This is a genomic window from Methylobacterium sp. C25, from assembly GCF_021352225.1.
GTDB lineage: Bacteria > Pseudomonadota > Alphaproteobacteria > Rhizobiales > Beijerinckiaceae > Methylobacterium.
On sequence record NZ_JAAUVI010000003.1, the window covers coordinates 115,311 to 140,493 of the forward strand.

Annotated in this window: 19 protein-coding genes; 8 read left to right on the forward strand and 11 right to left on the reverse strand. The window is 67.0% G+C overall.

The features are described from left to right. Positions 1–3: 3 nt before the first annotated feature. The 5 genes from HCU64_RS10385 to HCU64_RS10405 all read right to left on the reverse strand — a co-directional run bounded on the left by HCU64_RS10385 (position 4) and on the right by HCU64_RS10405 (position 5,169). Complete coding sequence (locus tag HCU64_RS10385; protein WP_233383788.1) at positions 4–1,605, reverse strand: Na+/H+ antiporter; 1,602 nt, start codon at positions 1,603–1,605, stop codon at positions 4–6. A gap of 80 nt (positions 1,606–1,685) precedes the next feature. Continuing rightward, positions 1,686–3,308, reverse strand: coding sequence for a cation:proton antiporter (locus HCU64_RS10390; protein ID WP_233383789.1), 1,623 nt, complete (start codon positions 3,306–3,308; stop codon positions 1,686–1,688). 96 nt (positions 3,309–3,404) lie between these two features. Continuing rightward, positions 3,405–3,860: a hypothetical protein gene (locus HCU64_RS10395; protein ID WP_233383791.1), complete on the reverse strand. Its 456-nt coding sequence runs from the start codon at positions 3,858–3,860 to the stop codon at positions 3,405–3,407. A 134-nt stretch (positions 3,861–3,994) separates the two neighbouring features. After that, positions 3,995–4,396 carry a DUF2147 domain-containing protein gene (locus HCU64_RS10400; protein ID WP_233384265.1) on the reverse strand — a complete coding sequence of 134 codons (402 nt, stop codon included), beginning with the start codon at positions 4,394–4,396 and terminating at the stop codon, positions 3,995–3,997. 125 nt (positions 4,397–4,521) lie between these two features. After that, the gene (locus HCU64_RS10405; protein ID WP_233383792.1) at positions 4,522–5,169 is read right to left on the reverse strand and encodes a hypothetical protein; all 648 of its coding nucleotides are present in this window, start codon (positions 5,167–5,169) and stop codon (positions 4,522–4,524) included. 204 nt (positions 5,170–5,373) lie between these two features. On the opposite strand from HCU64_RS10405, the gene lexA reads away from it, so the two are divergent. Further along, complete coding sequence (gene lexA / locus HCU64_RS10410; protein WP_233383794.1) at positions 5,374–6,102, forward strand: transcriptional repressor LexA; 729 nt, start codon at positions 5,374–5,376, stop codon at positions 6,100–6,102. Here the strand turns inward: lexA and HCU64_RS10415 are convergent. Further along, positions 6,099–8,384: a ComEC/Rec2 family competence protein gene (locus tag HCU64_RS10415; protein ID WP_233383795.1), complete on the reverse strand. Its 2,286-nt coding sequence runs from the start codon at positions 8,382–8,384 to the stop codon at positions 6,099–6,101. The two genes, lexA and HCU64_RS10415, sit on opposite strands and share 4 nt — an antisense overlap. 163 nt (positions 8,385–8,547) lie before the next feature. On the opposite strand from HCU64_RS10415, the gene gltX reads away from it, so the two are divergent. The 4 genes from gltX (at position 8,548) to HCU64_RS10435 (ending at position 13,186) form a co-directional block, all read left to right on the forward strand. Then, a complete protein-coding gene (gltX, locus tag HCU64_RS10420; RefSeq protein WP_233383796.1) occupies positions 8,548–9,945 on the forward strand; it encodes a glutamate--tRNA ligase in 1,398 nt (465 codons plus the stop codon). A 199-nt stretch (positions 9,946–10,144) separates the two neighbouring features. After that, entirely contained in the window at positions 10,145–11,434 is a 1,290-nt protein-coding gene (locus HCU64_RS10425; protein WP_233383797.1) for a citrate synthase, read from the forward strand. Positions 11,435–12,228: 794 nt separating this feature from the next. Then, positions 12,229–12,642, forward strand: a complete 414-nt coding sequence (locus HCU64_RS10430; protein WP_233383798.1) for a hypothetical protein — start codon at positions 12,229–12,231, stop codon at positions 12,640–12,642. A gap of 139 nt (positions 12,643–12,781) precedes the next feature. Next, positions 12,782–13,186, forward strand: a complete 405-nt coding sequence (locus HCU64_RS10435; RefSeq protein ID WP_233383799.1) for a VOC family protein — start codon at positions 12,782–12,784, stop codon at positions 13,184–13,186. A 157-nt stretch (positions 13,187–13,343) separates the two neighbouring features. Here HCU64_RS10435 and dnaE read toward each other — a convergent pair whose 3' ends face one another. Then, positions 13,344–16,865 carry a DNA polymerase III subunit alpha gene (gene dnaE, locus HCU64_RS10440; protein WP_233383800.1) on the reverse strand — a complete coding sequence of 1,174 codons (3,522 nt, stop codon included), beginning with the start codon at positions 16,863–16,865 and terminating at the stop codon, positions 13,344–13,346. Between the two features lie 883 nt (positions 16,866–17,748). Here dnaE and HCU64_RS10445 point away from each other — a divergent pair. The 3 genes from HCU64_RS10445 to HCU64_RS10455 all read left to right on the forward strand — a co-directional run bounded on the left by HCU64_RS10445 (position 17,749) and on the right by HCU64_RS10455 (position 19,637). Beyond that, a complete protein-coding gene (locus tag HCU64_RS10445) occupies positions 17,749–18,324 on the forward strand; it encodes a hypothetical protein (RefSeq protein ID WP_233383802.1) in 576 nt (191 codons plus the stop codon). Positions 18,325–18,384: 60 nt separating this feature from the next. Then, positions 18,385–18,978, forward strand: coding sequence for a PAS domain-containing protein (locus HCU64_RS10450; protein WP_233383803.1), 594 nt, complete (start codon positions 18,385–18,387; stop codon positions 18,976–18,978). 419 nt (positions 18,979–19,397) lie between these two features. Next, complete coding sequence (locus HCU64_RS10455; RefSeq protein WP_233383804.1) at positions 19,398–19,637, forward strand: hypothetical protein; 240 nt, start codon at positions 19,398–19,400, stop codon at positions 19,635–19,637. 63 nt (positions 19,638–19,700) lie between these two features. Here HCU64_RS10455 and HCU64_RS10460 read toward each other — a convergent pair whose 3' ends face one another. From HCU64_RS10460 to HCU64_RS10475, 4 genes are all read right to left on the reverse strand, one after another. Then, a complete protein-coding gene (locus HCU64_RS10460; protein WP_233383805.1) occupies positions 19,701–20,411 on the reverse strand; it encodes an ABC transporter ATP-binding protein in 711 nt (236 codons plus the stop codon). A gap of 16 nt (positions 20,412–20,427) precedes the next feature. After that, positions 20,428–21,639, reverse strand: coding sequence for a lipoprotein-releasing ABC transporter permease subunit (locus HCU64_RS10465; RefSeq protein ID WP_233384266.1), 1,212 nt, complete (start codon positions 21,637–21,639; stop codon positions 20,428–20,430). A 359-nt stretch (positions 21,640–21,998) separates the two neighbouring features. Continuing rightward, entirely contained in the window at positions 21,999–23,324 is a 1,326-nt protein-coding gene (gene proS, locus HCU64_RS10470) for a proline--tRNA ligase (RefSeq protein ID WP_233383806.1), read from the reverse strand. A 431-nt stretch (positions 23,325–23,755) separates the two neighbouring features. Next, on the reverse strand, positions 23,756–25,087 hold the full coding sequence (locus tag HCU64_RS10475) for a sugar MFS transporter (RefSeq protein ID WP_233383807.1): 1,332 nt from the start codon (positions 25,085–25,087) through the stop codon (positions 23,756–23,758). Positions 25,088–25,183: the final 96 nt, after the last annotated feature.

A 25,183-nucleotide genomic window follows, 5' to 3' on the forward strand; every position in this document is an offset into this window, starting at 1 on the left:
CCGTCAGTGGCCGCCGACTCCCACGGTCGCCAGGCGCTTCAATCGCAGCTCTTCGAGATCCAGCTCGCTTTCGAGTGATCGCAGGACCGAGACGTGAATCTGGTTCTCGCGATGAAGCTTGATCAGCGCATTGCGTCCCGCGCGGTGCGCCAGCAGCGCCGCCTCGAAATGCGCATCGCGGTCGGCCAACCGGCCGATCCCTTCGTCGCGGGTCCAGGTCATGGCGCGGACGCGTTTGCGATACTCCTCGGTGAGCTTGGGATGCAGCAACTCGTCCGAGCCTGCGATCCGGGTCGCCTCGAGCGCATCGAGGCCCGCCTGGGCCACGACGACACGCGCGCCGACGAGATCGAGCGGCTCTGCCGTCGCGCCGCTCGCGGTTTCGAGCTTCAGCAGCTTGATCAGCGGCCCGAGCGTCAGGCCCTGAACCAGTACCGTGAACAGGATGACGGCGAAGGAGGCGAGCAGCACCGCGTCGCGGCCGGGAAATTCGAGCGGCAGCGCCAGTGCCGCGGCGAGACTGACGACGCCGCGCATGCCGGCCCAGCCGATGATGATCGGCATCGCGAGCGGCGGTGAGGGATCGCGCTCGCGCAGGGACCGCGACAGCCATCGCGGCAGATAGGTCGCCGGAAACACCCAGACGAAGCGTGAAACCACGACCACGGCCGAGACGGCGAGAGCCAGCGGCAACGCCTGCCGGAACACCTCGCCCTCGCTCATCCGCTCCAGCACGCCGCGGAGCGCCAGACCGATGAGCACGAAGACGAGCGCCTCCAGCACGTAGACGACGAAGCCCCAGACGGCGACGGCCTGCATCCGCACCTGAGCGCCGAGCAATTCATGCTCGCGCGAGCCCATCACCAATCCGCAGGCGACCACGGCAAGCACGCCGGAGGCATGCACCCGCTCGGCCAGGATGTAGCTCGCCCAGGCGACGAGGAAGGTCAGCACGATCAGGATCAGTCCGTCCGTGATGCGTCGGAAGAGCCAGTTCATGACGAGACCGATCAGAACGCCGATACCGATGCCGCCGACGGCCAGCCACAGGAAACTGGCACCGGCCTCGACCGCGCTGAAGGCGCCGGTCAGCGCGGCTGCGACCGCGAAGCGGTAGAGCACGAGACCCGAGGCATCATTCACGAGGCTCTCGCCTTCGAGGATCGTGGTGAGCCTGCGGGGAAGCGTCAGATGTTCGAGCACGGCCTTGGCGGCGACGGCATCGGGCGGTGACACGATCGCTCCAAGCGCGAAACAGGCCCCCCAGGGCAGCGACGGCATCACGAGATGAGCGACCACGCCGACCGCGAAAGTGGTGAAGGCTACGGCGCCCACCGAGAGCATCAAGATCGGCCGGAGCTCGGCCTTGAAGTCCCGCCACACCGTGAACCAGGCAGAGGATTGCAGGAGCGGCGGCAGGAACAGGACCATGATCAGGTCCGGGTCGAGCTGGACGGCCGGAAGGTGCGGAACGAGCGCCAGCGCCATCCCGCCAATCACGAGCGCCACGGCCGGGGGCAGCCGGAGCCGCGCGGCGGCCAGCGACAGCACCACCGCCAGACCGACGAGGACGAGCACGAGTTCGAGAAGCGCGACGGGGGTCATTGAGACGAGTCTTCCGCTGGCCCCGAGAAGCCGACACGACGCAAAAGCCCATCTGAAATTGCTACGTCAACCGGCCAAGCTCAGGTTTCGGCCCGCGGCGTCGCGCTCAATTCAGTCCAGTCGAACTCCTCCTCCAGGACGAAGAAGGCGTCGTCGCCGATCTCGCCCGCCCGGCGCAGGGCGAGGATGCGCTCACGGGCGGCCTGGATCGCCCGGCGGCGGGCGTCGTCGGCAGGCAGCTTTTCGGGCGCGAGGCCTTCCTCGTGCTCCTCCGCCTCCTCGACCACGAGACGGAACTCCCGCCGAAGCGCCTCGGCGATCTCGGATTCATCACCCTCCAGGCTGAGGATCGCCGCGCCATAGGCCTCCGCCCGGCCCCAGCCGATCTCGTGCCCGACGGGATCGCTGTCCTCCAGCTTCAGCCAGCCGAGCAGCGGGCGCAGTGTCAGCCCCTGGATCACCAGCGCGCCGAGCACCACGGCGAAGGCCGTCAGCACGATCAGGTCGCGGTAGGGAAAGCCGCCATTCGGGCCGCCCTCCGGCAGCGCCAGGGCGCCGGCGATGGTGACGAGGCCGCGCATTCCCGCCCAGGACACCGCGAAGCCGGCGCCCGGCCCGAGATCCGGCGGCTCGCGCCCACCGGCGGCGATCCCCTTCCGGAAGGCCGTCCCGAGATCGAGCACGGAGCTTTCCCGTGAGCGCGACTCCGCCGAGAAGCCGATCCGGCGAATGCCGCTCGCGGGCAAGACCCAGGCGATGCGGACCAGGATCACGGTGAGCAGCACGGAGCCGGCGACGAGGGCGAAGGACAGGTGCTGGGCTGCATGCAGCCGTTCGAGGATCGGGCCGATCTGGTTGCCGATCAGCACGAAGGCCAGCACGTTCAGCACGAAAATCGCCGTGTCCCAGACCGCGTAGGACAGAATGCGCGGACGCGGCGAGGTCCGCTCGGGCGTGTAGCGCGCCACGGTGACCGCGAAGCTGACGACGGTCAGCACGCCGGACAGTTCCACGGCTTCGGCGGCGATCCACACGCCGAAGGCGGCGGCGAATTGCAGGACGATGCTGCTCGCGGGGTCGCGCACCCAGCGCATCGCAAAAAGATAGATCCGGGCGACGAGCGGCCCGGCGATCAGGCTGCCGATCACGCCGAGCAGGAAAGCCGGCGCGACCTCGGACAGGCTGAACTGGCCGGTGACCGCCGCAGTGACGCCGAGCCGGTAAATGAGCAGAGAGGCAGCGTCGTTGAGCAGGCTCTCGCCACGCAGGATCGTGGTGAGCCGATGCGGCAGCGGAACATGTGCCAGCACCGAGAGGGCCGCGACGGCATCCGGCGGCGCCACGATCGCACCGAGGACGATCGCCGCCGAGAGCGGCATCTCCGGAACCAGCAGCTTGACCACGATCGCCACCGCCGCCGTGGTCACCGCCACTGCACCGACGGCGAGCCCGGCAATCGGCCGCCAGTTGATGCGCATGTCGCGCAGCGAGGTCGCATAGCCCGCATCGACCAGGACCGGGGCAAGGAACAGCGCCAGCGCGAGTTCCGGATCGAGCCGCAGGTTCGGGAAGCCCGGCACCAGGGCGAGCACGACCCCGCCGAGGGCGAGGAAGGCCGGGTATGGCGCACCAATGCGCCGCGCCAAACCCGCCAACAGCACGGCACCGACCAGAACCGCGACGATCCATTCGAACACAAACATGTCGAACGGCAGATAGAGCAGTGCAGCCCGCCCGGGAGACGAATCCTTATGTCGCGCACCGCTTCCGGACCGACCTCGATCGGTCCGGCTCTGTGGCTACTTGGCCGGTGCGGCGTCAGGGGCCTTGGCGTCGGGGGCCTTGGCGGGTAGAGCCGCCGGCGGCGCCTCTCCTGCCGCAACCGGCTGAAGCACGTTCTTGGCGATGTTGCCCTCCGGGCCGTACTCGCCGGCCACGGCGATGCAGGACTGCTCGCGATGCAGGGCCATGTCGTTCGACATCATCGTGAACATGCCTTGGATATGGGCCCCGAAAGCCCCGCGCGGCGCGACATCCTCCGCCTTGACGTTCATTTTGGAGAGCAGCGCGTCGAACTCCGGCACACCGATCCGGTAACCGCAGACGTTCGAGGCGGCATAGACATAGGCGGCAAGCGTGAGGGCCTGTGGCGCCGGCGCGTTTCGAATGGGCTTCGGGGGGGCCGCATCCTCCGCCGCCGCAGGAACCACAGCGCCCGCAAGCACGCCGGCGATCAGGAGGTATCGAAGCATCATCGTGGGCTTTCCTCACATCGGGCGGCTTCTTATGAGCCGCTCACAATGCGCCGGACATAGCCCGTGCGCTCGCCGTCCTCCAAGGGACAAGAGCGCGCAGATCGAAGCTCCCCGAGTGGACTGGCGCTCTAGCCCTACTTCACCCGCGTCCAGGTCTGGCTTTTGCACAGCACGCGCAGCACGCAGCCCGAGACCGACAAGCGAACCGCCCCCTTCGGCGTGAGCGATCCCGAATACGTCTTCCCGTCGTTTGGATTGTAGAGTGAACCGCCGAACCCGTCGCCGGTCGGGGTCGTGGCCGTGAGGATCTGAACGCCGACGAGCTTGCGGCTCTTGAGCGCCGGATCGGGGTTGTTGACGTCGAGCCCGGAACCGCTGGTGCTGGCGAGTGTCCCGCAATAGCCCCCGCCGCAGCGCGCGACCCGGACCTTCGCGCCGGACTCGGTAAGCCAGGTGCCGCTCGGATCGCCGCTCGGCTGCGCGAAGGCAGGGTGGATCGCGGTCAGCGAGAGGAGCGCGAGAACGGGGACACGCATGGCGTGACGGGCGATCATGGTTCCTCCTCGGGCCGCATCATATGCGTTGCTCTTGGAGGTATCGGTAGCCCGCACGAACACAGGCATGCAAGCCGGCGCCAGCTCGCCACCGGAGCGGTCGCCGCTCAGCGGTCGCCGCGGGCCAGAACCGCGCCGGTATAGGTCTCGGCCACTTCACAAAAGGGAACACCAGCCGCCGTCGACAGGACGGCCTCGACGTAGAAAAGCTTCCTGTCCGGTCCCGGCATTTCGATATCGGTCGGCGTCCAGAGCATCTTCAGCGATAGATTGCGCCGGCTCGGAGCCAGGGGATGGACGACGCGGCCGAACGGCGTCTGGGTAGTCTCCAGAACCGTGTTCATCTCCGGCGTCAGGCGGCTCGGCACATACCAGTTGTCGGCTTCCGATAGAACATGCTCTCCGCAGGTCAGGCGCACGCGGCGATAGCGGACGGCCTCGTCCGCCCCGATCGCCAGCCTCTCGCGCTGGACGCCGGAGAGCGGCTTGTCCGGCCCCGGAACGCGGACGGCCGTCAGATGCGGATCGATCGCGAGGCCGCGCTCGGCGCACCAGGCCTCCAGGACGGCGGTCGCGCTGTGGGCAGCGAGCAGGCGGGCACTCAGGGTTTCGATCAAGCGCTCGGTCCCGGCCCTCTCGTCGGATGGACGGACCGCGGCGGGCTCCTTGGCGAGGGTGGCCGGCGCGATCGCGGCTCCGCCGACGGACGCCGCGAGGGCTAGCACCGCGATCCGCTTGCCCCGCTCGGCTCTCATGATCCCGTCGGCATCCGCATCCATTGCGCGCCGCAATACGGCGTCCGGCCCGAAACGTCCATCTGCGACGGGGACGCAGCAATGCTCATCGAACAAGCAAACACAGGCGCATAGCCTTGCGGAACACTTGAGGAACGTTTACCGTGTTCGTGGTTTGTTTCGGCGATTTCGCGCTCCGCGATCGCCCTCTCCCAGGTGGCTCGCATGTTGACGCGCAAACAGCTGGAGCTGCTCCAGTTCATCCAGCAGAGATTGAGCGAAAGTGGTGTTCCCCCCTCGTTCGACGAGATGAAGGACGCGCTCGATCTCCGCTCGAAATCCGGCATTCACCGGCTGATCACGGCGTTGGAAGAGCGCGGCTTCCTGCGTCGCCTGCCCAACCGGGCGCGGGCCATCGAAATCATCCGGATTCCCGAGGTCGTCGCGAGCAAGCCGCAGCCTACACATCAGGCGGAGGTGCGCCGGTTCACGCCGAGCGTAGTCGAGGGTGGCCGTTCCAAGGCCATGCCGCCGAAGCCGGCAAACACCCAGATCTTCGATGAGGATGGCCGCTCGGTCATGGTTCCCGTCATGGGCCGGATCGCTGCCGGCACGCCGATCTCGGCCATTCAGAACGAGAGCCATTCGGTCGCGATGTCGCCGGACTTTCTCGCTGGCGGCGAACATTACGCGCTGGAAGTGCGCGGCGACTCGATGGTCGATGCCGGCATCCTGGATGGAGACCTCGTCGTCATCCGCAAGCAGGACACGGCACAGACGGGCGACATCATCGTCGCCCTGATCGACGACGAGGAGGCGACCTTGAAGCGCCTGCGCCGCCGCGGCTCTTCAATCGCGCTGGAAGCAGCCAACCCCGCCTACGAGACCCGCGTGCTCGGTCCTGACCGGGTCCAAATCCAGGGCCGCCTCGTGAGCCTCGTGCGCCGCTACTAAAGCGGTTCGACGGGCGCATCGTCGGTCGCCGGCTCGGACTTGTCGGATGGCTTCTTCGCCCAAGCGGCGAAGCCAGTGGGCGGGTCGGGTGTGGCAGCGGCCGGCTCGGCTGGCGGCTTGACCGTCGAAGCCGCCCGCCATGGCGGTGGCGGGCCGGGTTTTCGGACCGTGTCGAGGACCGGCCCGGTGGGATCGAGCCGGATCGTCACCGCGCCGTGCTCGACGAGAAACGTTCGGTCGATAATCAGCGCGGCCGCGCAGCCCGGCGGAGCGTCCCGGCGGCTGATCAGGATGTCGGCGCGGGCGCAGTCCTCGTACAAGGCCCGCTTGTCCTTGGTAAGCGCGAGTGAACGTCCGTCCACCGTGCGGATGGTGCAGCCGAGCCGGTCGCAGTGCTCGCCCTCCCCCGCGGCCACCTGATCGGGGCGGCGCCCGTCACCATCGGCTTTCAGCCACTGCTCCAGCACAAAATTCGGTGGCTTTCCGAGCACCGCGAGCCGACCGTCGGCACCGCGGACGGCGGCGCCCGCACCCTCTCGATCGATGAAGACATCGTACCGCATCGGCGCCGCCGCGAGCGCCAATCCGGCTAAAGCCGGGACAAGGGCGAGCCAGCGCAGGCGGGACACCGAGAGCGTCGCCACGAGCAGGGCGCAGGCCAGCAGAGACAGGGCAGTTGGGCCGAAGGCCGGCACCACGAGATTCGCCTGGCCGAAGCCAGCGATCCAGCCCGAGATCGCCAGCATGCCGCGCACCGCCTGCCCCATCAGCCACCAGACCGGCTGATCCAGGGCGAAGGGATAGGCGAGAATCCCGACGACCGCGGACGGCATCACCACCAGCGAGACGAGCGGCAGCGTCAGCGCATTGCCGACGATGCCGAAGGGTTGGACGGTCTGGAAGTGGAAGGTCGAGAACGGCGCGGTGGCGATCTGTGCGACCAGGGTCGTCGCCAGCGTCCCGACCACCGCGGTCGCCGCGAAAGACAGGCCGCGGCCGACCCGGCCGAGCCGCTCCCCAGCGAAAAGACGGGCGCTCAGCAGCGGCGAGCAGGCGATCAGACCGGCTACGGCCCCGAACGACATCTGGAAGCTCGGGCCGAGCAGCGCCTCCGGCTCGCGGGCCAGCGCGATCATCGCCGCCAGCGCGAGGTTGCGCATGCTCAGCGCCGGACGATCGACGAGGATCGCGCCAAGCATCACCAGCGTCATGATCCAGGAGCGCTCGGCGGCGACGTCCCAGCCCGAGAAGACGCAATAGGCGGTGACTCCTACCATCGCCGCGCCCGCCGCGATCTTCTTGATCGGCCATGTCAGTGCGAGGATCGGCACCAGGGCCAGGAGCGCCCGGACCAGCCAGAACACCACCCCGGCGGCGAGCACCATGTGCAGGCCGGAGATGGAGACGACGTGATAGATCCCGGCCGCGCGCAGAACGTCGTTGGTCGGGGACGAGATCAGTCCGCGCTTGCCGGTCACCAGGGCAGCGGCAACGGCTCCGGCCTGTCCCCCGGTGGCGTCGGTGATGCGACGGGTGAGCGCGTTGCGCGCGTCGTCGACGGCGGCCGCGAGGCGCAAGCTCCAGGGCAGCGGCTCGGTCGAGGAGATCACGTCGATCCGGCCGGTCAGCGATCCGACGGCGCCGATGCCACGGAAATACGCGTCGCGGGCGAAGTCGTAGCCGCCCGGCCGCGCGGCCTCGGGCGGCGGCAGAAGGCGGGCACTGGCGCTGATCCGATCGCCGGGCCGGATCGCCTGCGCCTTGCGGTAGGAGACGCGCACCCGCGTCGGCCGCGCACCCTCCTCCAGCGAGCCGAGGGCGATGACCTGTACGATGAGCCGCGCGCCTTGCTCTCGCTCGTCGAGCGCCTCGACGAGGCCGGTGATTGGCGCGATCGTGGTGCGTGCGAGGATCGGGCTCGCCACGCTGGAGACGCGATAGGCCGCAGCCGCGAAGCCGAGGAAGACGGCCGCGATGCCGAGCATGAGCGCGAGCGCCGCCGGCCGGGCACGCAGGGCGACCGTCGATGCCAGGGCGAGGCCGGCGCACGCCAGCGGTGCGGCGAGATTCGGCTGCCCCTGCGTTGCGGTGAGCTCGACGAGGATGCCGGCACCGAAGGCGACGGCGAGCCATGGAAACAGCCGCCGCTGGCCGGCCTCCAGGGCGATGGCGCCGGTAAAGCCCTCGCGAAGGTCGCGCAGGATGAGCGAGGGACCCGGCAGTCGGCCGGCGACGTGAGCCGGAAGGCTCCCCGTCGCCGCTGCCGCGCGCTCCCCCGCCATGACATCGTTCCGTCGCGGTCTGAAAGGAGCGCGTGAGGTTTTCTTAACGCATCGGCCCGCGCGTGCTACAGGCGCGAGCCGGATCGGGCTAAGCCCCCCGCCAGATGGCGTGGTCGATCCACAGGTCCGGCCACTTCACCCCTTCCAACAGTCAGCTTTCTCGATGCCGTCCAACGTCGTCACGCGCTTCGCGCCCTCGCCCACGGGCTACCTGCATATCGGCGGGGCGCGCACGGCCCTGTTCAACTGGCTCTACGCGCGCCGCTTCGGCGGCCAGATGCTGCTGCGCATCGAGGACACCGACCGGGAGCGCTCGACCCAGGGCGCCATCGACGCGATCCTCGACGGCATGCGCTGGCTCGGACTCGATTGGGACGGCGAGCCGGTCTTCCAGTTCTCCCGCGCGGAGCGGCATCGCGAGGCTGCGGAATCGCTGCTCGCCGCCGGCCACGCCTATCGCTGCTTCGCGAGCGCAGAAGAGCTGCAGCAGATGCGCGACCTGGCCCGCGCCGAGGGCCGCGCCCCGCGCTACGACGGTCGCTGGCGCGACCGGGACCCGTCCGAGGCACCGGCCGGCGCGAAATCGGTGATCCGCCTGCGCGCGCCGATCGAGGGCGAGACCGTGGTCGACGACGCCGTCCAGGGCCGTGTGACCTGGCAGAACAAGGATCTCGACGATCTCGTCCTGCTGCGGTCCGACGGCACCCCGACCTACATGCTCGCGGTCGTGGTCGACGACCACGACATGGGCGTCACCCAGATCATCCGCGGCGACGATCACCTCACCAACGCCGCCCGCCAGGCGCAGATCTACAAGGCGCTCGGCTGGGACGTGCCGGCCATGGCGCATATCCCGCTGATCCACGGCGCGGACGGCGCCAAGCTGTCGAAGCGCCACGGAGCGCTGGGCGTCGAGGCCTATCGCGACCTCGGCTACCTGCCCGCAGCGCTCCGCAACTATCTCGTGCGCCTCGGCTGGAGCCATGGCGACCAGGAGGTTTTCTCCACCGAGGAGATGGTGGCCGCGTTCGACCTCAAGGCGATCGGCCGCTCGCCGGCGCGGTTCGACTTCGCCAAGCTCGAGAACCTCAACGGTCGCTACATCCGCGAGAGCGGCGATGCCGCCCTGGTCGACGCGATCGAGCGGATCACACCGGAGCCGAACGCGGCCGACCTGCGCGAAAAATTGATCGCGGCGATGCCGGGGCTGAAGGAGCGCGCCAAGACCCTCGTCGAGCTGATCGACAGCGCCTATTACCTCACCGCCGCCCGGCCACTGGCGCTCGACGAGAAGGCGAAGGGCCTGCTCGGCGACGACGCCCGGGAGCGTCTGCGTCTCGCGCTTCCGGCGCTGGAAGCGCTGGCCGAGTGGACCGCTTCGGCCACGGAAGGCGCGATCCGCCAGCTCGCCGAGGCGCAGGGCCTCAAGCTCGGTCAGCTCGCCCAGCCGTTGCGCGCGGCCCTGACCGGACGGGCCACCTCGCCGCCGCTCTTCGACGTCATGGCGGTGCTCGGCCGGGACGAATCGCTGTCGCGCCTGCGGGACCAGATCGGGCAGTGACAATCTTCTCCGATCGTAAAGGTTTCGCAGCGCAACAGACCAGCAGTGCCCTCAGCCCCGTTGCTGGCCGCCGATCGATCCGCTAACCGGGGTCTTCAGTGAGCAACTGCAGCATGGCTGCGGTTCCGCTTCTGTCTGGATCGCCGCAGGCCGGCCTCCGGGCCGGTGCTGCCCGTCGTGAGAAAGGGTCCGCGCGTCCATGAGCGTTTCCGCTAGCTCCATCACCGTCGGCGACAAGAACGTCGAACTTCCCGTCAAATCCGGCACGATCGGGCCGAACGTCGTCGATATCGGCAAGCTCTACGGCCAGACCGGCGCCTTCACCTTCGATCCCGGCTTCACCTCCACCGCCTCCTGCGAGTCGTCGATCACCTATATCGACGGCGACGAGGGCGTCCTGCTCTATCGCGGCTATCCGATCGAGCAGCTGGCCGAGCAGGGCGATTTCCTCGAAACCGCCTATCTGATGCTGTTCGGCGAACTGCCGACGCCCGCCCAGAAGGCCGATTTCGACTACCGGGTCACGCGCCACACCATGGTGCACGACCAGATGAACCGCTTCTTCCAGGGCTTCCGCCGTGACGCGCACCCGATGGCGATCATGGTCGCCTGCGTCGGCGCGCTCTCGGCCTTCTATCACGACTCGACCGACATCTCGGACGAGAACCAGCGGATGATCGCCAGCTTGCGCATGATCGCCAAGATGCCGACCCTGGCGGCGATGGCCTACAAATACTCGATCGGCCAGCCCTTCGTGTATCCGAAGAACGACCTCGACTACACCTCGAACTTCCTGCGGATGTGCTTCGCGGTTCCGTGCGAGGAGTTCCAGGTCAACCCGATCTACGCCCGCGCGCTGGACAAGATCTTCATCCTGCACGCCGACCACGAACAGAACGCCTCGACCTCGACGGTGCGTCTGGCCGGCTCCTCGGGCGCCAATCCCTTCGCCTGTATCGCGGCCGGCATCGCCTGCCTGTGGGGCCCCGCCCATGGCGGCGCCAACGAGGCGGCGCTGAAGATGCTGATGGAGATCGGCACGCCGGACAACGTCGCCAAATACGTTGCCAAGGCCAAGGACAAGAACGATCCGTTCCGCCTGATGGGCTTCGGCCACCGCGTCTACAAAAACTACGATCCGCGCGCGCGCATCATGCAGAAGACCACGCATGAGGTGCTCAAGGAGCTCAACATCAAGGACGACCTGCTCGAGGTCGCCGTGCAGCTCGAGAAGATCGCCCTCGAGGACGAGTACTTCATCGAGAAGAAGCTCTACCCGAACATCGACTTCTACTCGGGCATCACCCTGAAGGCGCTGGGTTTCCCGACCTCGATGTTCACGGTGCTGTTCGCCGTTGCGCGCACCACCGGCTGGATCGCCCAGTGGGCGGAGATGATCCAGGACCCGGCCCAGAAGATCGGCCGTCCGCGCCAGCTCTATGTCGGCCCGGCCCAGCGGGAATACGTGGCGATCGGCCAGCGCGACTGAGGCTGACCGCCGCTTTTTAAGCCCATCTCCCCTCATCCCGAGGGGGTGTGGCTGGGAGGGGCATGCGCTCTCGTCTCCGCGCGAAAAAACGCCGGAGGCATGAATGGGGTGACGCGGGACGCCGCGGAACCTCTTCGACACGCGTGTGATCACGGACACGACCAGGTTCCCCGGCGTCCCGCGGTCCGGAAGCCTTCGTGAAGGGCTGCCGGACCGGCTTTACGTCACGATGTCTTGTCGGTGGTGTCGACCTGTCGCTCAACGATCCCGGGTGTCGGGCTCCGTGAGAAGCCCCCATCCCCAAGCCGTTGCGTGGCACCTCCTTCCGTGCGCGCCGCCTCATAGTGGACGGCGCCGACAGCATCTCGGTGTCGCCCAGGAGGGGTCGGCCAAAGCCCGGCGCATTTCCTCGCCGAACCCCGCCACGACCCGGGCAGACCTTGCGTCGATCCCCCGCCCGAGGCGGCAGCGGCTGAGACCACCGACGCGGGCATCGCTCCACCTCCCTAAGCACCGCGCCCAACCCTGCGATGCCTCCCCGATGGTTCCGGGAAGCGGATTGCGGGAAATGATCACAGAATAGGATTTTTGTCAAGCTGGACGACATGCGTCCCGTCGTTCCTTGGCCAGCGAGATCACGCGCGAACACGGCCACGCCTCCGACGCGGGGCCTCGCCCCTCCCCTGAGCCGTCGAAACTGTGGATATGCCCAGAGCCGAGCCGGTTGTGTCGGCCCGGCACTCTTCGCCTCCAGCGCGTATGGCTACGCTTCGGTTCCGGAGGCGAACTTCGCGATGGACACCAACCGATCCTGTTCACGGGCCGTCCTTGCAATCGGTCTCGCCGTCATCGCGCTTCAGGCCGGCGGCTGCACCAGGGAAACCGCGTCGGCCTCCCCACCCGCCACAGCCGGAACCCCGCGCGAACGCATCGCGGTGCTGGCCCTCAAGCAGGTCGATTTCGGCTCGGTCTCGCTGATCCCGGTGCGCTTCGAGAAGAGCCGCATCGCCGGGCCGTTCGAGGATGGCGGGCGCACACTCTATTGCGTGACCAGCCACATGAAGGGCCGCAGCTTCGGAAAGGGCGAGCGCCCGAAGGCGGTGATCCGCGATGAGGGCGGCGTGCTGAAGATCCTCAGCGACGAGGACGAAGTCTGCGAAGGCCACCGGACAGAGCCGTTCACGGAGCTCGATTCCGCGAAGGGTTGAGTTCGCCCTTCTCCGACTTCCCCCCAATACCCTTCATCCTGAGGATGTGGGTAGGAACGCCGGGTGACGGTCCTCTACCCATCCGGCCAGAGCAGCCCTAATTCCGCGATCACTCCGCCATCGAGACCCGGACACGCGCATGACCGACACGCCGAAGCTGATCCATTCCATGATCCGCATCCGCGACGAGGCGCGCTCGCTCGACTTCTATCGGAAGGCCTTCGGACTCGAGATCGCCGACCGGCTCGATTTCGAGACGTTCACGCTGATCTACCTGTCAAACGCCGCCTCGGGCTTCGAGCTGGAGCTGACGGTCAACAAGAGCCAGAGCGAGGCCTACGATCTCGGCAACGGCTACGGCCACATCGCCTTCTCGGTTGCCGACCTCGACTCCACGCATGAGCGGATCAAGGCCGAGGGCCTGGCGCCGAAGGACATCAAGGAACTCGCCCATTCCAGCGGCGGCAAGGCCCGGTTCTTCTTCATCGAGGACCCGGACGGGTACAAGATCGAGGTGCTGCAGCGGGGGTGGCGGTTCAAGTAAGCACCGCCGTCATTCCGGGGCTCGCCTTGAGGCGAGAACCCGGAATCCAGAAACGCTGACCGATCAAAGTATTGCGGGTCATTTCCGGAGCGTCGGCGGTTCTGGATTCCGGGTTCCGCTGCGCGGCCCCGGAATGACGGTGAAAGGCGCGAGCCCCTCAACTCACCTCCACCTGCACCACCCCAGGCACTGCCCTGAGCGCGCCGGCCACCTGCGGACCGGCCTGATACTTCCCCTCCAGCTTCACCTCGACCTCGCGCTCGCCGTTGTCGAGGATGAGGATCAGCGAGACTTCGCCCTCGCCGCGCATGGTGAGGCGCTGCTTCACCGAGCCCAGCGCCCGGTCGTCGCGCAGGAAGATCCGCATGCCCTTCTGGTGCTTGGCCACCGCCGCATCGAGGGGCTCGGCCGTGGTGATGCGGGCACGCACCTCCTCGCCTTCGAGATTGGCCTGCAGCGTCAGCACCAGCGGCTTTCCGGGCTCCAGGATGTCCCGGTACTGGATCAGCCCCTCCTGAAAGATGATCGCCTCGAAATGGCCGGTGCGGTCCGAGAGCGTGACGATGCCCATCTTGTTGCCGCTTTTGGTGCGGCGCTCGGCCCGGTCGAGCACCGAGGCCGCGACCTTGCCGAAGCCGCCGCCGTTCTGGCGCACCGAGGCGCAGAACTCGGCCCAGCTCTGCACGCGCAGCTTCTGCAAGAGCTCGCCGTACTCGTCGAGCGGGTGGCCCGAGAGGAAGAAGCCGATGGCGTCGTATTCGCGCTTGAGCGTGTCCGACATCGGCCAGAGCTCATGGCTCGGGATGCGCAAAGCGACGCCGGTCGCCGCGACGCCGCCGAACATGTCCTCGATGCCGGTGGTCTCGGCCTCGGCCGCTCCTTGAGCCATCTTCATCATCGGCTCGACGGCGGCCCAGGCATGGGACCGGTCCGGCTCGATGCAGTCGAGCGCGCCACCGGCGATCAGCGCCTCCAGGGTGCGCTTGTTGACGAAGCGCGGGTTCATGCGCCGGGCGAGGCAGGCGAGGTCCTTGAAGGGCGTGTCGCCGCGCGCCTCGACCAGGGACTCGACGGCCGCGCGGCCGACGCCCTTGATCGCGGCCAGTGCGTAATAGATCCGGCCCTCGCGCACCTCGAAGGTCACGCCAGACTCGTTGATCGAGGGCGGCACCACGGTGATCTTGAGCCGCTGCGCGTCCTGCCGGAACTCGGCGAGCTTGTCGGTGACGTCCATGTCGAGGTTCATCGCAGCGGCGAGGAACTCGACAGGGTAGTTCGCCTTGAGGTAGCCGGTCTGGTAGGTCAGCAGCGCGTAGGCCGCCGCGTGGCTCTTATTGAAGCCGTAATCGGCGAACTTGGCGAGCAGATCGAAGATCTCGTTCGCCTTGGCCTTGGTCAGTTCGCGCTCGATGCAGCCCTTCACGAAGCGCTCGCGCTGCGCGTCCATCTCCGAGCGGATTTTTTTACCCATCGCGCGGCGGAGCATGTCGGCCTCGCCGAGCGAGTAGCCGGCAAGTACCTTGGCGATTTCCATCACCTGCTCTTGGTAGACGATGATGCCAAAAGTCTCCTTCAGCACCGGCGCGATCTTTTCGTGCGGGTACCAGGCTGACTCGTTGCCGGCATCGCGGCCGAGCTTGCGCTCGCAATAGACCGGGATGTTGGCCATCGGGCCCGGCCGGTAGAGCGCGACCAGGGCGATGATGTCCTCGAACCGGTCGGCCTGCATCTCGACCAGCGCCTTGCGCATGCCCGCGGATTCCACCTGGAACACGCCGACCGTCTCGCCCCGGCCCATCGGCACGTAGGTGCCCTTGTCGTCGAGCGGCAGCGAGGCGAGGTCGATGTGGATGTCGCGCTGCTTCAGGAGATCGGTGCAGCACCGAAGCATCGTCAGGGTCTTGAGGCCGAGGAAGTCGAACTTCACGAGGCCGGCCTGCTCGACCCACTTCATGTTGAACTGGGTGACCCGCATGCCCGTCTTCGGGTCTCGGTAGAGCGGGACGAGTTGCTCCAGCGGCCGGTCGCCGATCACCACGCCGGCGGCGTGGGTCGAGGCGTGGCGGTGCAGGCCCTCGAGCTTCTTCGAAATCTCCATGAGGCGGCCGACGATCGGCTCCTCCTCGATCGCCTGCTGGAGCTTCGGCTCGCCCTCGATGGCCTGGGCCAGCGTCACCGGATTGGCCGGGTTCTGGGGCACGAGCTTCGTGAGCTTGTCGACCTGGCCGTAGGGCATCTCCAGCACGCGGCCGACATCGCGCAGCACGCCGCGGGCGAGCAGCGTACCGAAGGTGATGATCTGCGCGACCTGACCCTCGCCGTAGCGCTCCTGCACGTAGCGGATGACGCGCTCGCGGCCCTCGACGCAGAAGTCGATGTCGAAATCCGGCATCGAGACGCGTTCGGGGTTGAGGAAGCGCTCGAACAGGAGCCCGAACCGCAAAGGGTCGAGATCGGTGATGAGCAGCGACCAGGCCACCACCGAGCCGGCGCCCGAGCCGCGGCCCGGTCCGACGGGAATGTCGTGGTCCTTCGCCCACTTGATGAAGTCGGAGACGATCAGGAAGTAGCCCGGAAACTTCATCCGGGTGATGACGTCGAGCTCGAAGGCGAGGCGCGCGCGGTAATCGTCCTCCGAAAAGCCCGGCGCGGTGCCGTGCTGTTTCAGGCGCAGCTCCAGCCCGGCCTCGGCCTGCCGGCGCAGCTCGGTCGGCTCGTCGGCGGCGACTTCTTGCGGGACGCCGTCGGCCGCTTCGGCGACGGCCTCCGCCATGTTCGGCGTCTCGCCGGCCCCCACCCGCGAAAAGTTCGGCAGGATCGGCTTCTGCGTGCGCACGCGGACCGCGCAGCGCATGGCGATCTCCACCGTCGCGGTCAGCGCGTCCGGCAGATCCGCGAACAGCGCCTTCATGTCCCCGCGCGACAGGAAGGCGTGCTTCGGGGTCAGCCGGCGGCGGCGCTCGTCCGAGACCAGGCGTCCCTCGGCAATGGCGAGCAGCGCGTCATGCGCGTCGTAATCGCCGGATTTCGAGAAGAACGGCTCGTTGGCCGCGACCAGCCCGAGGCCGTGCCGGTCGGCAAGGCCGATCAGCTCGCGCTCGACGGCGCGCTCGTCGGCAAGGCCGTGACGCTGCAGCTCGACATAGAGGTTCTCCTCGCCGAAGGCCGCCTTGAGCAGGTTGAGGCGGCGCAACGCCAGATCCGTCTTGCCGGCCCGCAGGGCGGAATCGAGCGGGCCGGTCCCGCCGCCGGTCAGCGCGATCATGCCGGCGCCCGCTTCTCGCAAAACCTCGGCCGCGACGCGCGGCGGCTCACCGAGCGGCACGTCGAAATAGGCGCGGCTCGCGAGCCGCAGCAGGTTGCCGTAGCCGGTGGCGTCCTGGGCCAGCAGGACGAGGTTGCCCATGCCCGCGGTCGAGCCGCGCACCTTCGGGTCCGGCTCCTCGAAACAGACCGTGAGTTGCATTCCCGCGATCGGCTGCAGACCCGATCCAGCGGCCTTCTCCGAGAATTCGAGCGCCCCGAACAGATTGTTGGTGTCGGTGAGCGCGAGCGCTGGCTGCTGGTCGGCGACCGCCGCCTTGACCAGATCGCCGACCTTCAGCGCGCCTTCGAGGAGGGAATAGGAGGAGTGGACATGGAGGTGGACGAAGCCGACCTCCTTCAACACACGCGCCATGGGATGCCTTCGTTGCGGCCCGCCACCATCGGCGAGTCTGCCGCTCGGGTCGAGGCTGGCGAGCGGGACGGCGGCGATATCCACCGCGCGTGCCTCGTCCGCATCAGGTCGCGGACCCGGGTCGCTGGCGGAACCAGCGGCGCGATCGCATTCCGCTGTGGACGGATCGCCGGTCGAGGCCGCTGGAAACCATCGCTCAGTGGATCGGCATCAAGGCTACAGCCCAGAGACCGATCGCTCCCGAGAAGAGCCCGAACGCCGTGAATTCGACCAGGCTGGTGAGAAGCTTGTTCCGAACCATGTCTGCGCTTGCTCCCGTTGATGAGCCATCTTTGTTCTTGTTTTGTTCTGTGTAAAGCCTGTGGGTGACGCGACGTTCGGCTGTGGTTAACGGCAAGGGAACCGGCTGATCCGCTGGTCCCGTCGATCCGGATGCGGACTTTCGTCGATGAAGCCGCGGCGCCCCCAACAGGGCAGTCCTCGACCCGTGTACACGCACACAAAAAGCCGAATTGGTCTTCGCACTACGTTCGCGGACAGGTTCCGACCCCAAGATCCACAATGAAACGGCGCCATCAGCACGCGCTCATCAACAAACCGAAGGCGACCATCGGGCAGTAATTGCGACATCAACAAATGTTAATGTCGGAACTTCAGCCCACGCCGCTGCCTGCTTTTTGTCCGTTCAATGTTTCGTCAGTCGCGAAGGCCTCGCATTGACCATCTGATGGTCCGCGCCAAATACCGATGGAATTAGAAGTTGCGAATGCGGTCGCGCGGATCGCTGCCGTGAGGTGGTGCGGTCTCGTATAGGTCGACGGCTGATCGTCGAGGTCATGCCGAACGACGTCACTGGGTCGGGACGTTTGGGAACGGCCGTTCAATGTTTGATATCGATAAGCGAAGCGATCTTACCGTCGCGAGGTCCGACATCCTCGCCGCGCACATGGTCGGCACCTGGCAGTGGGACATCGTGCACGACCGTGTCACCTGCGATCTCACGAATGCGGGTCTGCTCGGCCTCACGCCGCGAGAAGCGAGCCGAGGTGTTCGGTCGCAGCGGATCGTTCAGGCGGTCCATCCGGACGACCGCGACCGGCTGAAGACAGCGACCGCGCCCGCGCGCAGTGCGGGAGGCATGGTCGATCTCGTCCTCCGCACGACCCCGGCACCCGACGTCGTCCGTCGGGTAAACCTTCGCGGCCTGTACGAACCGGATGAGCACGGGGTGATGGTGCGCGGCTACGGGCTTCTGATCGACGTAACGAGCCCACCGGCCGTCGCGGCTCTGCCGGAGGAGGAACCATCCTCGACCCCGGACGAGCCGGTCGCGCGGTCAGCCGCACTCTGCCGCTCGGCCCGCCAGGTGGTTGCCGAGAATGGCACGTTCCGGCTTCGCACGCTGCTCGACATGGTGCTGCTGGAATACGGGCAGATCCTCAAACGCAACGCCAGGTAGCCTCCCGGGGCCAACGGGCGTAGAATTGTCATCTCGCACGAGCGACAGAAAGCGTCTCTCATGGCAGTCACTCTGAAACCCGCGAGAGCGGTCGATCCGGCTCTTCAATCCGCTCTGAACGCGTGCGGCTTCGTCGGCACGTGGGAGACCGATCTCGAAACCAAGACGGTCTATCCGTCCGGAGCCTTCGCCACCTTGATCGGTGTCGACGAGGAGGCTGCACGCGCCGGCATCTCGCTGAACACCTTCCTGGATGGTGTACATCCCAGCGACCGGGAGCGGGTGCACGAGGCCGTGAAGGTCGCCCACAGCACCGCCGGGCGCTTCGAATCCGAGTTCCGCATGGTTGGCGGCACCGGATCCTATCGGTGGGTTGCGGCACGTGGACAGGTCGAGAAGGACGCGCAGGGTCGAGGCTTCCGATGCCTCGGTGTCGCGGTCGATGTCACGGATACGAGAAACGCCGAGAGTCTGCGCGGACCGGACGCCGTCAACATCGTCAATCATTTGGTGGATGCGATGGTGGCCGCACGGGCCCTGATCGGCACGCTCGGCACGCCGATCCTCAAGAACTTGATCGACATGCTGCTGATCGAATTGCAGCGTGAGCTTCGGCGCAGGACGCTGCCGGAGGGTAACAGGCGGCTGCAATAGTCATTTCCGGCACCGCGGATCCGCTAGCGTTCACACGCAAACTCTCGTGCACTCACTGGTTCCGCGGTAGAATATTTTATTCCTTTCCATCCTCAAATCGGATAGTACTTCCAAGTAGTGGCCTTTCCTCGCGAGTTTCATCTAATCTGCTGCCGCCGAAGCATGCGATCGGCGCGACGTTTCGATGGCTTGCGGGCGGAGCGTCACCGGTTCACGACCGAGTCTTCCCGGCCGTCTGCGTTCACGAATGCACGATCAATGGCACCCGACGTGCCCTTGATGTGGTTTTCCGTCGTGAGGGCGGTTCGGGAAACGGTCGTTCAGCGTGCGTTGGATACGAGCCCGGCGACCACTCGCATTTCGGTTGCACAAGATTGAATTTCAGGCAATTGCGATCGCCCATTGTGTAGGAGTCCCGGATGACCGGTGGGAATGGCAAGACCTCACTCGATCGGATCGTGCGTTCGGATTGGACGCGCCCTGAGCCCGATCGCATGAGCATCGGGCCTACGGCAGCGAATGACGGCGACATGGCCTTCTCGCAGGATGCGCGGATGGCTCACGAACTCATCTCGCTGTTTCTGTCGATCGACGACCAGGGCGCGCGCGAGCGCTGCCTGACCTTCGTGCGCGAACAGGCCGAAGGCGGCGAGGAGTGATCGCGGCCTCCGCTTAGCGGCAGAGGAACCCGCTTCGGCGCGCGAAACCCGGCGCGCCCATCGTCAATCCATCTGCTCGATCAGGCCGTCCCGAATCGTCACCCGGCGGTCCATGCGCGAGGCGAGATCCATGTTGTGGGTCGCGATCAGCGCCGCGAGGCCCGAGGCCCGCACCAGCGATAACAGAATTCCAAAAACATGACTGGCGGTGTGCGGGTCGAGGTTGCCGGTCGGCTCGTCGGCCAGCAGCAGGCGCGGTCCATTGGCCACAGCGCGGGCGATGGCGACGCGCTGCTGCTCGCCGCCAGACAGCTCCGCCGGGCGATGGGTCACGCGTTCGGCAAGGCCGAGGAAGCTCAGGAGTTCGGAAGCACGCGCCTTCGCCTCGCCGCGGCCGAGACCACGGATCAGCTGGGGCATCACCACGTTCTCCAGCGCCGAGAATTCGGGCAGCAGATGGTGGAACTGGTAGACGAAGCCCATCTCCTCGCGCCGGATCCGGGTGCGATCGGAATCCGACATCGCCGAGGTCGGCCGGCCGCCGATGAAGACCTCGCCGCCGTCCGGCCGCTCCAGCAGGCCGGCGACGTGCAGCAGCGTCGACTTGCCCGTGCCCGACGGCGCCACCAGCGCGACGAGCTCCCCCGGCCAGATCGCCATGTCGGCACCTCGAAGAATCTCGAGTGCACCCTTGGCCTGCGCGTAGCGGCGCTCGACGCGCGCAAAGAACAGTGCCGGCACCGGCTGCGTGCCGGCTGCCCCTTCGGTGGCCATCGTCGTCGATCCGTGTTCAGCCATACCGCAGCGCCTGCACCGGGTCAGTCCGGGCGGCGCGCCAGGAGGGATAGAGGGTCGCCACCAGCGCCAGGGCGATCGATGTCAGCACGATCGTCGTGACCTCGCCGGTATTCATCTCGGCCGGGATCTCGGCGAGGAAGCGCACCGTCGGATCCCATGCGCCCGGAAAGAGCGTGCGCTGGATCGGCTTGATGTTCAGCGTGAAGACCACCCCGAGCACGAGCCCGGCGAGGCTGCCGACAATGCCGATCAGCGCACCGTTCAAGAGGAACACGCGCATGATTGTGCCGGGTGTCGCGCCCATGGTGCGCAGGATGGCGATGTCGCTCGACTTGTCCTTCACCAGCAGGATCAGGCCGGAGATGATGTTCAACGTCGCCACGATGACGATGAGGTTGAGGATCAGGAACATCACGTTCCGCTCGACCTCCAGCGCGCCGAAGAAGGTCTTGTTGCGCTGACGCCAGTCGGTGAGCAGCACGGGGCGCTCGGCCGCCATTTCCAGGTCGCCGCGCAGTTCGCCGACGGAATCCGCATTGTCGAGATAGATCTCGATATGGCTGACGTCGCCCTCGCGGTTGAAGAAGGCCTGGGACTCGGTGAGCGGCATGAAGACGAAGGTCTGGTCGAACTCGGTCATGCCGATCTCGAAGACCGCCTTCACCGTGTAGGTCTTCTGGCGCGGTGCCGTGCCGAAGGGCGTCGTTGCGCCCTTGGGTGTCGAGAGGGTGATCTGGTCGCCGGATTGCAGGCCGAGGCTGTCTGCGAGCCGCGCACCGATGGCGACGCCGGTGCCATCGTCGAAGCCCACGAGCGTTCCGCTCTTCAGGCTCTTCGAGACGGCGGCGATCTTGTCGAGGTCGGGCGCGCGCACGCCCCTGACCAGCACACCGCTGCCACCGTAGGGCGAGGACGCGAAGGCCTGTCCTTCGACCAGCGGGATGGCCGAACGCACGCCCGCCACCTTCTCGAGGCGGTCGGCCAGATCGCTGTAATCGGTGAGCGCCCGGTCGACCGGCGTGACGAAGACGTGGCCGTTGAGGCCGACGATCTTCGAGAGCAATTCCGAGCGGAAGCCGTTCATCACCGAGAGCACGATGATGAGATTGGCGACGCCGAGTGCGATGCCGATCACCGAGAACAGCGCCACCACGGAAACGCCGCCGCCGCGACGGCGCGCGCGCAGGTAGCGCAGCGCGATCATCCACTCGAAGCCGCAGAAGGGCAGCGTCGCTCCCTTTCCGAGCGAGCCGGCGAACCGCTTCGCCCGCTCGGCGAGACCCGCCGCCCCCTCCATCGTCAATCCCGCCACGTGATGATCCGTCTCGTCCTGGTCGTGAGAGCCGTCATCCGAGGCGGCAAGGTTCGGCATCGGCTCCGCCGATCCGTGATTCAGGATAGGGGAAACCCCGCAATATTGTGGCCGACGGGGACGAAACTGTTGTTTTCGTCACCGTGGGGCAGTCCTGCCACCTTCGCCGCGGCTGATGACGAGGCGCTCGCGAAGCAAGAGACCGATGGTGTTTGCCAAGCCCCCTCGCCAAACGCCGGTCGATGCCGGGTTCAGATGCGCTTGAGTCGCGAGAGCAGGTCGACCGGTGCGATCAGCTCGCGCTCGCCGGTGGCGCGCCGCTTGAGCTCGACCTTGCCGTCGGCGAGGCCCTTCGGCCCGACGATCACCTGCCAGGGCAGTCCGATCAGATCGGCCGTGGCGAATTTCGCACCGGGGCGATCGTCGCGGTCGTCGTAGAGCACGCTGAGCCCGGCGCCCTGGAGTTCGCTCTCGATCTCGGCGCAAGCAGCATCGACCGCGTCATCGCCGACTTTGAGGTTGATCAGGGCGACGTCGAAGGGCGCGACGGAATCCGGCCAGATGATGCCGGCTTCGTCGTGGCTCGCCTCGATGATGGCGGGCACCAGCCGGCTCGGGCCGATGCCGTAGGAGCCCATATGCACGGGCACCTCCTTGCCGTCCGGGCCGGTGACGACGGCCTTCATCGGCTCGGAATATTTGGTGCCGAAATAGAAGATGTGCCCGACCTCGATGCCGCGGGCCGACATGCGCGCCTCCTCCGGCACCTCGGCGAAGACCGCCTCGTCGTGCATCTCGTCGGTGGCCGCGTAATGCGAAGTCCAGGAATCCACCGTGCCCTGCAGGCCGGCGATGTCGTCGAAATCGATGTTCACTGCCGGGATCTCGAAATCGAGATAGGCGCGGTCGCAGAACACCTCGCTCTCGCCGGTCTGAGCAAGGATGATGAATTCGTGGCTGAGGTCGCCGCCGATCGGGCCGGTATCGGCACGCATCGGGATGGCGCGCAGGCCCATCGCCGCGAAGGTGCGCAGGTAGGCGACGAACATCTTGTTGTAGGCGTGCCGGGCGCCGGCCTGGTCGAGGTCGAAGGAATAGGCGTCCTTCATCAGGAATTCGCGCGAGCGCATGGTGCCGAAGCGCGGACGCACCTCGTCGCGGAACTTCCAGGAGATCTGGTAGAGGTTCTTCGGCAGGTCCTTGTAGGAGCGCGCGCTCGCCCGGAAGATCTCGGTGACGACCTCTTCGGCGGTCGGTCCGTACAGGATCTCGCGATCGTGCCGGTCCTTGATGCGCAGCATCTCCTTTCCGTAGGCGTCGTAGCGTCCGGACTCGCGCCAGAGATCGGCCGACTGGATCGTCGGCATCAGGATCTCGATGGCGCCCGAGCGGTTCTGCTCCTCGCGGATGATCGCGCAGACCTTCTCGAGCACGCGCAGGCCGAGCGGCAGCCACGCATAGATGCCGGCCGCTTCCTGGCGGATCAGGCCGGCGCGCAGCATCAGGCGGTGAGAGACGATCTCGGCTTCCTTGGGCGTCTCGCGGAGCGTCGGCAGGAAGTAGCGGGTCAGACGCATCGAAGGCCTATGATGTGCGGTCGGAACGCCGGGCCCTGGCCCGATACGCGCGAGCGCACACAACACATTGCGCCCTGAAAACACAAGCGTTCCGGGGCTACGCAGCCGCGCGGAAGACCATCAGCCGCCTCTCCGATCGTTGATCTTCGGCCCGGCGCATGGCGGCCGAGAACATTCTGTCGCGGTTTGAGCAAAAAAACGCAGCATAACGCTCTAACCCACGTGACAGACGGAAATCTTCTTCCTATAAGCACCGCCGTGATGGTCGCCGCCCAACTTGTGGCAGCGCACGGTCCGAGTCTCGGGAGGAACAAGCAGCCGCCACGTCGCTAGAAGAACGTGAGAGAATATAGGCTGGAATACTTCATATTGCTTAAAGCAAGGCTCAGTGCCTTGCTTTTTTATTTGGGCTGACCTTTGCGGCCGCGCATTCAGGCCGCCAGCGGCTTCGGGGCAGCCCGCTCCCCGGCCAACTCGCCACGCAGATTGCCGAACGCGTAGCCGGCGATGCAGAGATAGCAGGCGACCGGAGCAAACAGCGCCAGGCCGAGGCCGACATGGTCGGCCAGGAAGCCCGTCACCACCGGCACCACCGCACCTCCGACGATCGCCACGCAGACGATCCCCGCGCCCTGTGCCGTCCGCTTGCCGAGACCATCGATGGCCATGGCGAAGATCGTCGGGAACATGATCGAGTTGGCCAGGCCGACCGCGATCAGCGTCACGGCGGCGAGGGTGCCGTGCGACAGGCCGGAGATCGTCGCGAGCGTACCGGCAGCGATGGCACAGCACCCGAGGATCAGCCCGGCCCGCGCGTAACGCAGGACGATGCTGCCGACGATGCGGCCGACGAGGGCGCCCCCCCAATAGAAGCTCAGGAGCCTGCCGGCATGTTCGGGCGTCGCGCCCAATACGTGTGGCTGCTCCAGGTAGCTCACCATCAGCGTGCCGATGGAGACTTCCGCGCCGACATAGAGGAAGATCGCCAGCGCCCCGAGGGCGAGTTTCGGGCGCTTGAGCAGGTCGAGGCCGAGGCCGCGGGTCTCCGTCGCTGCATCTGACTTCGCGGACTCGGTGACCCAGGAGCGCACGATCCAGAAGAAGATCGCCAGGGCGCCGAGTCCGGCGGCGATCACCAGGAACGGCGTCTGCAGCACCGCGGCCTCGGCCTGGCGCGCGCTGGCCAATGCCTCGGCGGAGAGGCTGGCAGGGTCCTTCACCTCGGGCACGTGCGAGAGGATCGCCCAGGCACCGATCACCGGCCCGACCGTGGTGCCAAGCGAGTTGAAGGTCTGCGCCAGCGTCAGCCGGCTGGGAGCCTGCGCCGCGGGGCCGAGCTTGGTCACGAGCGGATTGGCTGCGACCTGGAGGATCGCGATGCCGGAGGCCATCACGAAGAGCGCGAGCAGGAAGATCGGAAACAGGCCCAGCCGCGCCGCTGGCGCGAAGAGCAGGCAGCCGCAGGCCATGACCAGCAGTCCGACCACAAGGCCCCGCATGTAGCCGATCCGCCCCACCAGCACGCCGGCCGGCAGCGAGATCACCGCATAGGCGAAGAAGAAGCAGAACTGCGTCAGCGTGGCCTGGGTGTAGCTGAGATCGAACAGGCTCTTCAGCTTCGGCGTGACGATGTCGACGAGGACGGTGGCGAGGCCCCAGGTGAAGAACAGGGCCAGCATGCAGGGCAGCAAATAATGGTGGCCCACGCTGCCCTCGGGCTCGTCCCCGGCAGGCGTGCTCGCGGCACCCGGCATCGCGGCCATGATCGTCTCCCTACGGCGCGGCCGCGTTCTCCCGACAAAGGGGCGCAACCGTCCGTGGAAGTGTCGAAGTCGGTACCGATCCTGTCAATCAACGAT

Bases quoted from the DNA above. Each gene is read 5' to 3' on its own strand.
- proS (WP_233383806.1), bottom strand. From the start codon at position 23,324: ATGCGTCTGACCCGCTACTTCCTGCCGACGCTCCGCGAGACGCCCAAG.
- HCU64_RS10405 (WP_233383792.1), bottom strand. From the start codon at position 5,169: ATGAGAGCCGAGCGGGGCAAGCGGATCGCGGTGCTAGCCCTCGCGGCG.
- HCU64_RS10435 (WP_233383799.1), top strand. From the start codon at position 12,782: ATGACCGACACGCCGAAGCTGATCCATTCCATGATCCGCATCCGCGAC.
- HCU64_RS10425 (WP_233383797.1), top strand. From the start codon at position 10,145: ATGAGCGTTTCCGCTAGCTCCATCACCGTCGGCGACAAGAACGTCGAA.
- HCU64_RS10445 (WP_233383802.1), top strand. From the start codon at position 17,749: ATGTTTGATATCGATAAGCGAAGCGATCTTACCGTCGCGAGGTCCGAC.
- HCU64_RS10465 (WP_233384266.1), bottom strand. From the start codon at position 21,639: ATGATCGCGCTGCGCTACCTGCGCGCGCGCCGTCGCGGCGGCGGCGTT.
- dnaE (WP_233383800.1), bottom strand. From the start codon at position 16,865: ATGGCGCGTGTGTTGAAGGAGGTCGGCTTCGTCCACCTCCATGTCCAC.
- lexA (WP_233383794.1), top strand. From the start codon at position 5,374: ATGTTGACGCGCAAACAGCTGGAGCTGCTCCAGTTCATCCAGCAGAGA.
- HCU64_RS10385 (WP_233383788.1), bottom strand. From the start codon at position 1,605: ATGACCCCCGTCGCGCTTCTCGAACTCGTGCTCGTCCTCGTCGGTCTG.
- HCU64_RS10390 (WP_233383789.1), bottom strand. From the start codon at position 3,308: ATGTTTGTGTTCGAATGGATCGTCGCGGTTCTGGTCGGTGCCGTGCTG.
- HCU64_RS10400 (WP_233384265.1), bottom strand. From the start codon at position 4,396: ATGCGTGTCCCCGTTCTCGCGCTCCTCTCGCTGACCGCGATCCACCCT.
- HCU64_RS10460 (WP_233383805.1), bottom strand. From the start codon at position 20,411: ATGGCCACCGAAGGGGCAGCCGGCACGCAGCCGGTGCCGGCACTGTTC.
- HCU64_RS10450 (WP_233383803.1), top strand. From the start codon at position 18,385: ATGGCAGTCACTCTGAAACCCGCGAGAGCGGTCGATCCGGCTCTTCAA.
- HCU64_RS10455 (WP_233383804.1), top strand. From the start codon at position 19,398: ATGACCGGTGGGAATGGCAAGACCTCACTCGATCGGATCGTGCGTTCG.
- HCU64_RS10430 (WP_233383798.1), top strand. From the start codon at position 12,229: ATGGACACCAACCGATCCTGTTCACGGGCCGTCCTTGCAATCGGTCTC.
- HCU64_RS10395 (WP_233383791.1), bottom strand. From the start codon at position 3,860: ATGATGCTTCGATACCTCCTGATCGCCGGCGTGCTTGCGGGCGCTGTG.
- HCU64_RS10475 (WP_233383807.1), bottom strand. From the start codon at position 25,087: ATGGCCGCGATGCCGGGTGCCGCGAGCACGCCTGCCGGGGACGAGCCC.
- HCU64_RS10415 (WP_233383795.1), bottom strand. From the start codon at position 8,384: ATGGCGGGGGAGCGCGCGGCAGCGGCGACGGGGAGCCTTCCGGCTCAC.
- gltX (WP_233383796.1), top strand. From the start codon at position 8,548: ATGCCGTCCAACGTCGTCACGCGCTTCGCGCCCTCGCCCACGGGCTAC.